Source organism: Paracoccus sp. N5 (assembly GCF_000371965.1).
Classification (GTDB): domain Bacteria; phylum Pseudomonadota; class Alphaproteobacteria; order Rhodobacterales; family Rhodobacteraceae; genus Paracoccus.
The window spans coordinates 484,154-496,185 of record NZ_AQUO01000001.1; the positions used below are offsets into that span (position 1 = coordinate 484,154).

Below are 12,032 nucleotides of genomic sequence, written 5' to 3' on the forward strand. Positions count from 1 at the left end.
CGCGGCTGATGCTGCCCTCGCAGGCGACCGCCTCGCTGGCGTTGTGGCTGCATCTGCGCCGCCGCGCCGCGCTTGGCACCGGGCCGGCCCCGGCGCTGGAACCGCCCCCGGGCCAGGGGCCGCTGCTGATCGTCCACCTGTCCGAGCGCGCCGAGGAGCCGGCGCCGGTCGCTGCCATGATCCGTGCCATCCTGGCGCGCCGCCCGGGACTGCGGCTGGCCTTTACCGGCGCGGCGCCGGCGCCCGGGACGCTGCCGCCGGACCTGCCGGCCATCCACCTGCCCCGCCCCGCCGATCCGGCCAGCGCCCAGCACCTGGTCGAGACGCTGGCGCCGCGCGCGCTGCTGATCCTGGGCGACCAGCTGCCGGCCTCGCTGATCACCGCCATGGCCGAGGCCCGGCTGCCGGTGATCCTGGCCGAGGCGCGGCTGGTCGCCTATACGCGGCGCGGCTCGTGGCGCGGCGCGATCAATCGCGGGCTGATGCGGCGCGTGACCCGCATCCTGGCGCCTGACCTGACCGCCGGCGCCGCCGCCCGGCAGCTGGGCGCGCCCCCGGACCGGATCGAACTGACCGGCCCGGTAACCGAAACCCGCCCGCCGCTGGCCGCCAACGAGGCCGAGCGCCGGGCGCTGGCGCATATCCTGGCCGGCCGGCCGATCTGGCTTGCCGCCTGCCCGACCCTGCCCGAGGCCAAGGCCGCGCTGGCCGCGCACCAGGCGACGCTGCACCACAACCACCGCGCCTTGCTGATCCTCGCCGGCCTGCCGGCGGCGACGATCCCCGAGATCCTGGCCGAGGTCGAGGCGCTCGGCCTCGCCGCCATCCTGCGCTCCGAGGATGACGACCCCTCGCCCGACGACCATGTGCTGATCGCCGAGGACGACCACGAGATGGGCCTGTGGTATCGGCTGGCGCCGGTCTGCTTCATGGGCGGCACGCTGCTCAACGGCCCCGGCAGCCCGCCGCGGCACCCGTTCGAGCCGGCGGCGCTGGGTTCGGCCATCATCCACGGCCCGATCACCGATCCGCACGGGCCGGAATGGGTGCAGCTGGACGGCGCCTCGGCGGCGCGGCTCGTCACCGATGCGCCCGCGCTGTCGCGGGCGGTGGCCGATCTCTCGGCCCCGGACCAGGCGGCGATGCTGGCCGGCAACGCCTGGTCGGTCAGCACCGGCGGCGCCGCCGTGCTGCGCCGCATCGCCGACACCGTCATCGAAGCGATGGAGAACGGGGCATGAGCCGTCGCGCACCCGATTTCTGGTTCCGCCCGCCGGGCGCGCTGGCCCGGGCGCTGGCGCCGCTCGGCGCGCTCTATGCCGCCGCCACCGCGCGAAGGCTGGCGCGCGGGCCCCGCGAACGCCTGCCCGTGCCGGTGATCTGCGTCGGCAATCTGAACGCCGGCGGCACCGGCAAGACCCCGACCACGATCATGCTGGCCCAGCTGCTGCAATCGCGCGGCGTGGCGGTGCATGTCGTCTCGCGCGGCTATGGCGGGACCGAGAAAGGCCCGCTGCAGGTCGAGGAAAGCCGCCACAGCGCCGCCCAGGTCGGCGACGAGCCGCTGCTGATGGCGGCCTTTGCGCCGGTCTGGGTCGCGGCAGACCGCCGCGAGGGCGCGCGGGCGGCCGTGGCGGCGGGGGCACAGGCGATCCTGCTGGACGACGGCTTCCAGGATCCGGCGCTGGCGCATGACCTGGCGCTGGTGGTGGTCGATGCGGCCAAGGGCTTCGGCAACGGGCTGTGCCTGCCGGCCGGCCCGCTGCGCGAGCCGGTCGCGCGCGGCCTCGCCCGGGCCGACCTGCTTCTGTCGATCGGCCCGCCCGCCGCGCAGGCCGGTTTCGCCGCCCGGCTGCACGCTCGGGTCCCGCATCTGACCGGCGCGCTCGCGCCGCTGCAGACCGGCATGGACTGGCAGGGCCAGCGCGTCATGGCCTTCGCCGGCATCGGCCACCCCGAGAAGTTCTTCGCCACCCTGCGCGACCTTGGCGCCGATCTGGTCCGCGCCGAGGCGCTGGAGGATCACCAGCCCTTCACCCCGCAACTGCTGATGCGGCTCGAGACCGAATCGCGGCTGGCCGGGGCGCAGATGGTGACGACGGAAAAGGACGCCGCCCGTCTGCCGCGCAGCTTCCGGCCCAAGGTGCTGGCGCTGCCGGTGCGGCTGCAACTGGACGACCCTGCGCCGCTGCTCGACCGGCTGGCAAGCCTCGGCCTGTAAGAAGGCCCCGAAGGCGACAACGCCCCGGAGCCTTCGGCTTTCTCTGTTTTTCAAATACCCCTGCGGCGCTGCCGCCAGGCGCTCAGCCCTTGGCGGCCAGCTTGGCGTCGATGATCTTCTTCATCTCGTCCCAGGGCTGGTTCGAGACCTTCTCGCCGTCGATGACGAAGCTCGGCGTGCCCTCGACCTTGTCGGCGGTGGCATGGGTCTGGAAGGTCGTCACCAGGTCCGCGACCTTCTGCTTGTCGTTCCAGCAGGTGTCCATCTGCTCGGGCGTCATGCCGGCCTTGGCGCCGACCTTGCGCAGGTTGGCCGAGATGTCGTCCATGGTCTTGCCGTCCAGCCAGGTCTTCTGCTCGCTCATCAAGAGATCCGAGACGGCGTAATACTTGTCGTCACCGCCGCAGCGCGCCAGGATCCCGGCCCAAAGGCCCACGGCGTCGAAATAGACGTCGCGCTGGATGAACTTCACCTTGCCGGTGTCGATATAGTCGGCCTTGAGCTTGGGCAGGTTCTCGTCATGGAAGGCGGCGCAATGCGGACAGGTGAAGCTCGCATATTCGACGATGGTGACCGGCGCATCGGCCTGGCCCAGCACGATGTCGGGCAGCACCTTGCCCTGCGGCATCTGCTCGGCGGACTGGGCGTTCTCCGCCGGGGCGGGTGTCGCCTCCTGCGCCAGCGCGGGCAGCGCGGAGACGGTCAGCGCGGCCGTGGCGGCAGCGATGAAAGAGCGGCGGAACAGCGTCATGGATTGGCCTTTCGGTCGTTGATGTCCCGGCGGGACAGGATGTTCAGCGCGAGCTGCCGCATGGCGGCGGAAAGCGCGGGATTGTCGAAACCTTCGGCGATGCCCTCGGCCTGCGCGACCCGGGCCGGGTCGGGCGGGGCGGCACGGCGCGGCGCGGGGGTGAATTCGGCCTGGCCCTCGGCGAAGCCCGTCGGCGCGGTCTGGGTCAGCACGATGCGTGCGACGGCGTTGAAGCCGTAGCAGGCATTCACCTTGTCGCGAATCTGTTCCAGCTGCATCTGCACCAGCGGCGCGCGCGCCCCGGCCACCAGCAGCGTCAGCGTGGCGCCGAAGCCCTTGCCATGGCTGATGCGGACCGGGCGGCTGTGGGCGGCGATCTCGGGGCCGACCACCTCGGCCCAATGCGTCAGCAGCCGCGCCACGGCAAAGCCGCGGCTTTCGCCCACGTTCTTCACGCGGGCGGCGACCAGCTGGGCTGCGGGCTCGAAGCCGCGCATCCGGCGCTTGGGCTTGCTGTCGGGTCTGCTCTGGGCCATCTTGCGACGCTTGGTTCAACTTCGGCGCAGTCTGACCTGCGACGCGCCCGGACGCCAGAGAGATGAGGCTGAAAATTGCGTGACATGGCGGTGATCCCGCAGGAGCTGCTGGCCTGGTACGACCGCCATGCCCGCGTGCTGCCTTGGCGCACGCCGCCCGGCGGCGCCGGCGCCGACCCCTATCGCGTCTGGCTGTCCGAGGTCATGCTGCAACAGACCACCGTGGCGGCGGTGAAGGCCTATTTCGAACGCTTCACCACGCTCTGGCCCACGGTCCACGACCTCGCCGCGGCCGAGGATGCGCAGGTCATGGCGGAATGGGCGGGCCTGGGCTATTACGCCCGCGCCCGCAACCTGGTGGCCTGCGCCCGCGCGGTGGCGGAACTGGGCGCATTCCCGGACACCCGCGAAGGATTGGCGGCGCTGCCCGGCATTGGCGCCTATACCTCGGCCGCCATCGCCGCCATCGCCTTCGACCGCCCCGAGACCGTGGTCGACGGCAATGTCGAGCGCGTCGTCGCCCGGCTTTTCGCGGTCGAGACCCCGTTGCCCGCCGCCAAGCCGGAACTCACCGCCCTGGCCGCCCGCCTGACCCCGCAGCTGCGTCCCGGCGACTTCGCCCAGGCCATGATGGACCTGGGCGCCACCATTTGCACGCCGCGCAGCCCGGCCTGCGGCATCTGCCCGGTGATCCCGCATTGCCAGGCCCGCGCCCGGGGCATCGCCGCGGAACTGCCGCGCAAGGCACCGAAGAAGGCCAAGCCGCAACGCCGGGGCACGGTCTGGATCGGCCTGACCGAGGATGCCGTGCTGGTCGAGACCCGGCCCGACAAGGGCCTCTTGGGCGGCACGCTGGCCTTCCCCTCGACCGGCTGGGACGGCTCCGACCTGCCGCCGCCCGCGCCGGCGGACTGGCAGGAACTGGGGCTGGTGCGCCATGTCTTTACCCATTTCGCGCTGGACCTGACCGTCGCGACCGGCCGGTTGACCGCACCGCCGCAACGCGGCAATCTGGTGCCGCTCGGCCAGTTCGACCCCAGCGCCCTGCCCGGCCTGATGCGCAAGGCCTGGGCCCTCGCCCAGAACCCGTTCCCGGCCACAGCCCGCGACAACGCGCCGCCATGGCAAACCCCCGCAAACCCGCGATAGTTGAGCCCATGCAGACCGCCTTTCGTTCCCGCCTGATCGACGCCCTGCCCTTCTGGCTGTCCCTGGGCATGGTGCCGCTGTTCCTGGTCGCGCTGCGCTGGGGCGGCTGGTGGTTCGCGCTGATGCCGCTCTATGCCTGGTATCTGATGACCATGCTGGACACGGTGCTGGGCCTGAACGAGGAAAACCCCGACACCGAGACGCCCGAATCGCAGCTGATCTGGTATCGCGCCATCACCGTGATCTGGTTCCCGATCCAGGCGGCGATGATCTTCGGCGGCATCTGGTTCGCCACGCGCGGCGGGCTTTCGGGCTGGGAAAAGGCCGGTCTGTTCTTCGGCATCGGCGTCGCCTCGGGCACCATCGGCATCGTCTATGCCCATGAGCTGCTGCACCAGAGAAACAAGCTGGAGCGCTGGCTGGGCGACCTGCTGCTGGCCTCGACGCTGTATTCGCATTTCCGCACCGAGCACCTGCTGGTGCATCACTCCTGGGTGGCGACGCCGCGCGACGCCGTCTCGGCCCGCTATAACGAGGGCTTCTTCCGCTTCTTCCTGCGCGTGCTGGTCGAATGCCCGGCCAGCGCCTGGGCGGCCGAGACGCGGCGGCTGACCCGCTCGGGCCGCTCGAAATTCGACCGCCGCAACCCGTTCTGGCGCTATGGCGCGCTGCAACTGGCGATGCTGGCGGCGGCCGCGGCCCTGGGCGGCTGGCAGGGACTCCTGCTCTTCGTCTGGCAGGCCTTCGTCGCCATCTGGCAGCTGGAGCTGACCAATTACGTCGAACATTACGGGCTGACCCGGAAATACCTGGGCAATGGCCGCTATGAACACGTCCTGCCGCGCCACAGCTGGAATTCCTCGCATACCGCGACGAACTGGCTGCTGATCAACCTGCAGCGCCATTCCGACCACCACTACAAGCCCGACCGGCGCTTTCCGCTGCTGCAAACCTATTCGCAGGAAGAGGCGCCGCAGTTGCCGATGGGCTATCCGGCCATGACCTTCCTGGCCATGGTCCCGCCGCTGTGGCGGCGGCGGATGAACCCGCGCGTGCGGGCCTGGCGCAAGCAGTTCTACCCCGAGATCACCGACTGGCAGCCCTATACCAAGGGTCAGAACCCACCCCCGCGCGGCGCGCTTTGAAGCCAAAAGGCCCCGCCCGGCACATGGCCGAACGGGGCAAGGCGGTCCCGGCCGCGCCAGAGCTCGCGGAACATCGGGACTTGGCGAACCGGGAAACTCAGTGCGGGCGGGTCTCGTCGCCCTCCATCTCGGCGCGGATCTGCTGGCGCAGGATGTCGATGGGGATCATCTTGCCCTCGCGGCGGAAATGCCAATAGGTCCAGCCGTTGCAGCTGGGCGCGCCCTCCAGCGCCGCGCCGACCTGGTGGATCGAGCCCTTGACGTCATTGCCGATCAGGCTGCCGTCGGCGCGCACCTTGGCCTTGTGCCGGCTGTTCATCGAGAAAAGCTCCTCGCCCGGGCGCAGCATGCCGCGCTCGATGACTTGGCCGAAGGGCACGCGCGGCTCGGCGCGCTTGGGCTTGGTGGTGGCGATGGCCTCGCTGTCGAAGCGGCGCACGCGCGCCAGCCGCCTCTCGGCCACCTCGCGATAACCCGCCTCGCGCTCGATGCCGATGAAGTCGCGGCCCAGCATCTTGGCCACGGCGCCGGTGGTGCCGGTGCCGAAGAACGGGTCCAGCACCACGTCGCCGGGATTGGTCGAGCCGACCAGGATGCGGTGCAGCAGCGATTCCGGCTTCTGCGTCGGATGCGCCTTGGCGCCGCCGGCATCCTTCAGCCGCTCGCCGCCGGTGCAGATCGGCAGCACCCAGTCGCTGCGCATCTGCACGCCCTCGTTCAGCGATTTCAGCGCCTCGTAGTTGAAGGTGTATTTCGCGCCCTCGGACTTGCTGGCCCAGATCATCGTCTCATGTGCATTGGTCAGCCGCTTGCCGCGAAAGTTCGGCATCGGGTTGGCCTTGCGCCAGACCACGTCGTTCAGGATCCAATAGCCCTGGTTCTGCAGCTCGGCGCCGACCCGGAAGATGTTGTGATAGCTGCCGATCACCCAGATCGCCCCGTCCGGCTTCAGGATGCGGCGCGCGGCGGCCAGCCAGTCGCGGGTGAACTGGTCATAGGCGGCAAAGCCCGAAAACTGGTCCCAGTGATCGTCCACGGCATCGACGCGGCTGTTGTCGGGCCGGTGCAGCTCGCCCTTCAGCTGCAGGTTATAGGGCGGGTCGGCAAAGATCAGATCGACGCTGTTTTCCGGCAGCGCGTTCATCACCTCGACGCAGTCGCCGGCGAGAATCTGGTTCAGCGGAAGGGGTCGCGCCGAAGCGCGGGATTTGGTGTCTTGCTTGCTCATCACTGCCTCGGGTTTCGGCCGTTTGGTCGCCGATTGATTGAGGCGATAATGATTCAGACCCGATTCGCCGTCAAATTCTTTTTCGAATCAACAGCTTGCGGTTTGATCTTTACACAAGATATTGTGGATGGGGGCAAAGCTGCGCCTATGATGTGGGGTTATCCCCAGATCTAGCAGCGCTTGGCGATGCGCCGGAGTCGGATAGCCTGCATTCACTTCCCAGCCATAGCCGGGGTGTTGTTGCGCCAAATCCACCATGATGCGATCGCGCAACAGTTTCGCCACGATCGAGGCCGCGGCGATGGAAAGGCAGCGCGCATCGCCGCCGATCACCGCCTGCCCCGGCAGGTCCAGCTCGCGCGGCAGCATGTTGCCATCGACCAGCGCCAGGCAGGGCCGGTGCCGCAGCCCGGCCAGCGCCCGGCACATCGCCAGATGCGAGGCGCGCAGGATGTTCAGCCGGTCGATCTCCTCGACACTGGCATGGCCCACGGCCCAGTCGCAGCGCGCCATGATCTCGGCCGCCAGCCCTTCGCGCCGCTTCGCGCCCAGCTTCTTCGAATCGTCCAGCCCCTCGGGGATGCAGGTCACATCCAGCACCACGGCCGCCGCCGTCACCGGCCCGGCCAAGGGCCCGCGCCCGACCTCGTCCACCCCGGCGACGATGCGCGCACCGGCCCGCAGCGCCGCGGTCTCGAAACTGTAGTCCGGCAGGCTCATGCCTCGACGGTCACCGGGGCGATGGCGACCTCTTCCAGGTTCACGCCGCCGCCTTCGCGGTCCACGACCAGGAAATCCGCGGCCCGATCCAAGGGCGTCAGCACGCCATGCCAGACCCCGGCGCGCAGGTTCACCCCCATGCCCGCGGGCACCAGAAAGGCCAGCGGCGCACCGGGCCTGCCGCCCTCGTCCGGAGCGACGATGGACAGCCACGGGTCCGGCCCCAGCGGCACGAAGGCCTGCGAACCCAGGGGATGACGCTCCAGCAGCGTGCAGTCATAGGGCAGGCTGACCGGCTCCGAGCGGAAGATCGAGATGATCGCCTCGCCGCCGCCGCGCTCGACGGTGGCCAGCGCATGATGCCGCTCGCAGCGGCCGGCGTTGATCATCTTCGAGGGCCGCTCGCGCGGGGTCAGCACCTCGCCGAAGGGCGCAAAAGCCTCGGGTGTGATCGGCTGCATCCTGATCTTGCTCATCTTCCCTGCTTCTTTCTTGTCGAAATATCCTGGGGGTGTGGGGGCAAAGCCCCCGCCCACGGCGGTCACATCCGCCGCATCCGCGGCAGAAAGATCGTAAGCAGCCCCATCAGCGGCAGGTAGGCACAGATTCTATAAACATATTCAATGCCCCGCGCATCGGCGATCACCCCCAGCACGGCGGCGGCGATGCCGCCCATGCCGAAGGCGAAGCCGAAGAAGATGCCGGCGATCATGCCGGTCCGCCCGGGCACCAGCTCCTGGGCAAAGACCACGATGGCCGGAAAGGCCGAGGCGAGGATCAGGCCGATCACCACCGTCAGCACCCCGGTCGCAGCCAGCCCGACATAGGGCAGCGCCAAAGTGAAGGGCAGGATGCCCAGGATCGAGAACCAGATCACCTTCAGCGGCCCGACCCGGTCGCCGATCAGCCCGCCCAGCATGACGCCGCCGGCCATGCCGCCCAGGAACAGGAACAGCATCAGCTGCGCCTGCTGGGTGTTCAGCCCGAACTTCTCGATCAGGAAGAAGGTGTAATAGCTCGACAGGCTGGCGGTATAGATGTTCTTGGTAAAGGTCAGCAGCGCAAGCACCACGATCGCCACTATCACCCTCTGCCGCGAATAGGGCGAGGCCGGCACGGCGCGCGCACCCGCCGCCTTGCGCCGGCCCTCGGCCCAGCTGCCGACCTGCCAGAGCGCGGCCGAGCCGATCATCGCCATGATGGAAAAGATCGCGACCGAGGGCCGGCCCAGCGGCACGACGATGAAGGCCGCCAGCAGCGGGCCCAGCGCCTGGCCGAAGTTCCCGCCCAGCTGGAACAGCGATTGCGCGGTGCCGAAGCGGCCGCCCGAGGCGATGCGCGCCACGCGCGAGCTTTCGGGGTGGAACACCGCCGAGCCGACGCCGATCAGCATGGCCCCGGCCAGCAGCACCCAATATTCATGCGCCAGGGCCAGCAGCAGCACGCCGCAGACCGTGGACGCCATGCCGACCGACAGCGAGCGCGGCATCGGCTTTCTGTCCGTCACCATCCCCACCAGCGGCTGCAACAGCGAGGCCGTGACCTGGAAGGCGAAGGTCATCAGCCCGATCTGCCAATAGGACAGGGTGAACTCCTGCTGAAGCAGCGGATAGATCGCCGCCAGCATGGATTGCATGATGTCATTGACCATATGACACAGGCTGATCGCGATCAGCACCGTCCAGGCGGTGGCCGGGATGGCGGGACCGCGGATTGACGTCGCTTCCGACACGGGCATCACCTCTTGCGCATTGCCGAGCGTTGTCCCGCCCGCGCCCGGCTTTGTCAACATCCGCCGCCGCAGCCCGCGGAACGAAGGGGCTTGACCGCAGTGCGAATTTCCTCTCAAACCTGAACTGACGAGTTTACTTGAGTGTCCGGTTCCACCTCCGCCCGACCGGCACATCGCGGCATCGCGGCAAGCCGCCGTTATCGAGTGCCCAATTCAACCTCCCCTCGATAAAGAGGGCCCGATTATTGATATGATGGAACTTCCCAAACCCGTGGCCCAGGCCCTCGCCGCAGAAGAACAGGGCCGCAAGCGGCGCAACATGACCTGGCAGAGCGTGCAGGAAGAGGTGCTCAACCGCATTCGCAACGGCACCTGGCCCGAGGGCGAGCTGATCCCGACCGAGGCCGAGCTGGCCTCGGAATTCAGCTGCGCCCGCGCCACCGTCAACCGGGCGCTGCAAGCCCTGGCGCAAAGCGGCGTGCTGGAACGGCGCCGCAAGGTCGGCACCCGGGTCGCGGCCCATCCGCGCGTGCAGGCGGTCCGCTTCCTGCTGCGCCGCGAGATCGAGGCGGCGGGCAAGGTCTATGGCTACACGCTGCTCGACTATCGCCAGCAACGCCCGCCCTCCGACATCGCCCAGGCGATGCTGCTGCACAGCGAGGAACTGCTCTTGCGCATCCGTTCGCGCTTCACCGCCGATGGCGCCCTTTATTGCTGCGAGGAGCGCTGGGTGAACGATTTCGCCGCCCCGGGCCTGACCCGCGAGGCGCTGCAACATCTCAGCCCCTGCGAATGGCTGCTGGGCCATGTCCCGGTCAATCGCGGCAGCATGGCGATGGCGGCCACCCTAGCCTCCGAGGGCTTCGTCTCCGAGGCGATGGGCCTCGCGCCCGAGGCGCCGGTGCTGATGATGGAGCGGATGGACTGGCTCGACAACATGCCCATCTCGCTGACCCGCAGCTATTATCCCCAAGAGCATCGGATGACCGCGACCATCTGACGGATCAAGCCGAGTTGACCGCTGATTGCTTGCCAAGGCCTGCGCATTTGGCCAAACATGCCGGCAAAACGACAAGACAACTGGCAAACAGACCGGACCCGAGCATGTTCCCGACCCGCCCGAACCTGGCGTCCCTGGCGCTGGCCGCCGCCGCGCTTTTCCCGGCCCTCGGCCCCGTGCCGGCGCAGGCCCAGACCGCAGCCGTCGCCCCCACCGCACCGCCCAAGCCCAAGGCGCTGACCTCGATCAGCCGCGACCAGATCGAGGCCGCGCAATTCGACGGCACCGACCTGCCGGCCGGGCAGTCGGCGCTGACGGTCAAGGCGCAGATCCTGCTGGACCGCTCGGGCATCTCGCCCGGCGTGGTGGACGGCTGGCGCGGCGGCATGAGCGAAAGCGCGATCAGGGCCTTCCAGCGCCGCGCCGGACTGCCGATGACCGGGCGCATGGACCATGCCGTCTGGGACCTGCTGCAAGGCTATGCCGCGGCGCCCTTGACCATGGATTACACCATCACCGAGGAGGACGCGACCGGGCTCGTCGACCGCATCCCCTCGGACTATGCCGAAAAGGCGGCGATGACCTCGCAAGGCTATACCAGCGTGCTGGAAAAGCTGGCCGAGCGCTTTCACATGGACGAGAAATTCCTGGCCAAGATGAACCCCGGCGCGGCGTTCCAGCCCGGCGAGACGATCCATGTCACCGTGCCGGCGCAGCCGATCCGCGCCACCGTGACCCGCATCATCGTCGACAAGGCCACCCGCCGCGTCGCCGCCTATGACGCCAAGGGCAATATGGTCGCGGATTACCCGGCCACGGTCGGCTCGTCCGACACGCCCTCGCCGCATGGCAATCACCTGGTCGACGCGGTGGCGCTGAACCCGACCTATACCTACAACCCGATGCGCAACTTCAAGCAGGGCGAGAACGACCGCGTGCTGATCGTGCCGCCGGGACCGAACGCCCCGGTGGGCAATGTCTGGATCGACCTGTCCGAGCCCAGCTACGGCATCCACGGAACCGCGACGCCCTCGCAGCTGTTCGTCAACCAGTCGCATGGCTGCGTGCGGCTGACCAACTGGGACGCGTGGGAGCTGGCGCATATGGTCAAGGCCAAGGTGACGACGGTGGAATTCCTGGACCCGGGCGTCAGCATCGCCGATGTGACCGGCATTTCGGCGGTGGCGACGGCGACCCAGGCCGCGGCGGTGACGCTGGCCGCGACCCGTCCGCCGGCCCGCGGCGACCGCCTGCCGCCGGTCGTGGCCGCCGAAGCGGTGACCGACGCGGTGACGGACAACGTGATGGGAGCCGTGACCCAGGCCGCCTCGACCGGCACCGCCGCGGCTGTCGCCAGCACGGTCGCAAGCCCGGCACCGCTGGTGGTGACGCCCGAGGTGCCCTCGACCGAGCCCCTGGTCCCGGCAACCCCGCATCCGGCAGGCGCGATGGACGAGCCCGAATATCCCTCGGACGTGGCGCTGCCCGAAACCCTGCCGGGCAATCCCGCGGGCAGCGTGACGCTTTATGCCCCGACGGCGCAGCCCTGA

The 12,032-nt window shown here is 69.2% G+C and carries 12 protein-coding genes; 6 read left to right on the top strand and 6 right to left on the bottom strand.

Annotated elements, in window-relative coordinates; genetic code table 11:
* The first annotated feature begins 8 nt into the window (after nt 1–8).
* Both PARN5_RS0102390 and lpxK read left to right on the top strand, forming a co-directional pair.
* Nucleotides 9–1,241, top strand: coding sequence for a glycosyltransferase N-terminal domain-containing protein (locus tag PARN5_RS0102390; protein ID WP_017998199.1), 1,233 nt, complete (start codon nt 9–11; stop codon nt 1,239–1,241).
* Nucleotides 1,238–2,221, top strand: coding sequence for a tetraacyldisaccharide 4'-kinase (gene lpxK, locus PARN5_RS0102395; protein WP_017998200.1), 984 nt, complete (start codon nt 1,238–1,240; stop codon nt 2,219–2,221). The genes PARN5_RS0102390 and lpxK overlap by 4 nt, the downstream gene beginning before the upstream one ends.
* Before the next feature lie 82 nt (nt 2,222–2,303).
* On the opposite strand, the gene PARN5_RS0102400 is transcribed toward lpxK, so the two are convergent.
* Nucleotides 2,304–2,972, bottom strand: coding sequence for a DsbA family protein (locus PARN5_RS0102400; protein WP_017998201.1), 669 nt, complete (start codon nt 2,970–2,972; stop codon nt 2,304–2,306).
* Nucleotides 2,969–3,508: a DUF721 domain-containing protein gene (locus PARN5_RS0102405; protein WP_026155122.1), complete on the bottom strand. Its 540-nt coding sequence runs from the start codon at nt 3,506–3,508 to the stop codon at nt 2,969–2,971. The genes PARN5_RS0102400 and PARN5_RS0102405 overlap by 4 nt, the downstream gene beginning before the upstream one ends.
* 84 nt (nt 3,509–3,592) lie before the next feature.
* Here PARN5_RS0102405 and mutY point away from each other — a divergent pair, with 84 nt between their 5' ends.
* Nucleotides 3,593–4,657: an A/G-specific adenine glycosylase gene (mutY, locus tag PARN5_RS21460; RefSeq protein WP_017998203.1), complete on the top strand. Its 1,065-nt coding sequence runs from the start codon at nt 3,593–3,595 to the stop codon at nt 4,655–4,657.
* A gap of 8 nt (nt 4,658–4,665) precedes the next feature.
* Nucleotides 4,666–5,802 carry an alkane 1-monooxygenase gene (locus PARN5_RS0102415; RefSeq protein WP_017998204.1) on the top strand — a complete coding sequence of 379 codons (1,137 nt, stop codon included), beginning with the start codon at nt 4,666–4,668 and terminating at the stop codon, nt 5,800–5,802.
* A gap of 97 nt (nt 5,803–5,899) precedes the next feature.
* Here the strand turns inward: PARN5_RS0102415 and PARN5_RS0102420 are convergent, their stop codons facing one another.
* The 4 genes from PARN5_RS0102420 to PARN5_RS0102435 form a co-directional block, all read right to left on the bottom strand.
* The gene (locus PARN5_RS0102420; protein WP_017998205.1) at nt 5,900–7,030 is read right to left on the bottom strand and encodes a site-specific DNA-methyltransferase; all 1,131 of its coding nucleotides are present in this window, start codon (nt 7,028–7,030) and stop codon (nt 5,900–5,902) included.
* Nucleotides 7,031–7,117: 87 nt separating this feature from the next.
* Nucleotides 7,118–7,750 (bottom strand): ribonuclease HII, encoded by a 633-nt coding sequence (locus PARN5_RS0102425; protein ID WP_017998206.1) that lies wholly within the window; start codon nt 7,748–7,750, stop codon nt 7,118–7,120.
* Nucleotides 7,747–8,226 (bottom strand): ureidoglycolate lyase, encoded by a 480-nt coding sequence (locus tag PARN5_RS0102430; protein ID WP_017998207.1) that lies wholly within the window; start codon nt 8,224–8,226, stop codon nt 7,747–7,749. Before PARN5_RS0102430 ends, PARN5_RS0102425 begins: the two co-directional genes overlap by 4 nt.
* Before the next feature lie 65 nt (nt 8,227–8,291).
* Nucleotides 8,292–9,482 (bottom strand): MFS transporter, encoded by a 1,191-nt coding sequence (locus PARN5_RS0102435; protein WP_232419280.1) that lies wholly within the window; start codon nt 9,480–9,482, stop codon nt 8,292–8,294.
* Nucleotides 9,483–9,732: 250 nt separating this feature from the next.
* Between PARN5_RS0102435 and PARN5_RS0102440 the strand changes: the two genes are divergently transcribed.
* A complete protein-coding gene (locus PARN5_RS0102440) occupies nt 9,733–10,482 on the top strand; it encodes a GntR family transcriptional regulator (protein WP_017998209.1) in 750 nt (249 codons plus the stop codon).
* A gap of 104 nt (nt 10,483–10,586) precedes the next feature.
* Nucleotides 10,587–12,032 carry a L,D-transpeptidase gene (locus PARN5_RS0102445; RefSeq protein ID WP_017998210.1) on the top strand — a complete coding sequence of 482 codons (1,446 nt, stop codon included), beginning with the start codon at nt 10,587–10,589 and terminating at the stop codon, nt 12,030–12,032.

What these genes read in the sequence shown, in the direction of transcription:
- PARN5_RS0102390 (WP_017998199.1), top strand. Translation starts at nt 9, where the DNA reads ATGCTGCCCTCGCAGGCGACCGCCTCGCTGGCGTTGTGGCTGCATCTG.
- lpxK (WP_017998200.1), top strand. Translation starts at nt 1,238, where the DNA reads ATGAGCCGTCGCGCACCCGATTTCTGGTTCCGCCCGCCGGGCGCGCTG.
- PARN5_RS0102400 (WP_017998201.1), bottom strand. Translation starts at nt 2,972, where the DNA reads ATGACGCTGTTCCGCCGCTCTTTCATCGCTGCCGCCACGGCCGCGCTG.
- PARN5_RS0102405 (WP_026155122.1), bottom strand. Translation starts at nt 3,508, where the DNA reads ATGGCCCAGAGCAGACCCGACAGCAAGCCCAAGCGCCGGATGCGCGGC.
- mutY (WP_017998203.1), top strand. Translation starts at nt 3,593, where the DNA reads ATGGCGGTGATCCCGCAGGAGCTGCTGGCCTGGTACGACCGCCATGCC.
- PARN5_RS0102415 (WP_017998204.1), top strand. Translation starts at nt 4,666, where the DNA reads ATGCAGACCGCCTTTCGTTCCCGCCTGATCGACGCCCTGCCCTTCTGG.
- PARN5_RS0102420 (WP_017998205.1), bottom strand. Translation starts at nt 7,030, where the DNA reads ATGAGCAAGCAAGACACCAAATCCCGCGCTTCGGCGCGACCCCTTCCG.
- PARN5_RS0102425 (WP_017998206.1), bottom strand. Translation starts at nt 7,750, where the DNA reads ATGAGCCTGCCGGACTACAGTTTCGAGACCGCGGCGCTGCGGGCCGGT.
- PARN5_RS0102430 (WP_017998207.1), bottom strand. Translation starts at nt 8,226, where the DNA reads ATGAGCAAGATCAGGATGCAGCCGATCACACCCGAGGCTTTTGCGCCC.
- PARN5_RS0102440 (WP_017998209.1), top strand. Translation starts at nt 9,733, where the DNA reads ATGATGGAACTTCCCAAACCCGTGGCCCAGGCCCTCGCCGCAGAAGAA.
- PARN5_RS0102445 (WP_017998210.1), top strand. Translation starts at nt 10,587, where the DNA reads ATGTTCCCGACCCGCCCGAACCTGGCGTCCCTGGCGCTGGCCGCCGCC.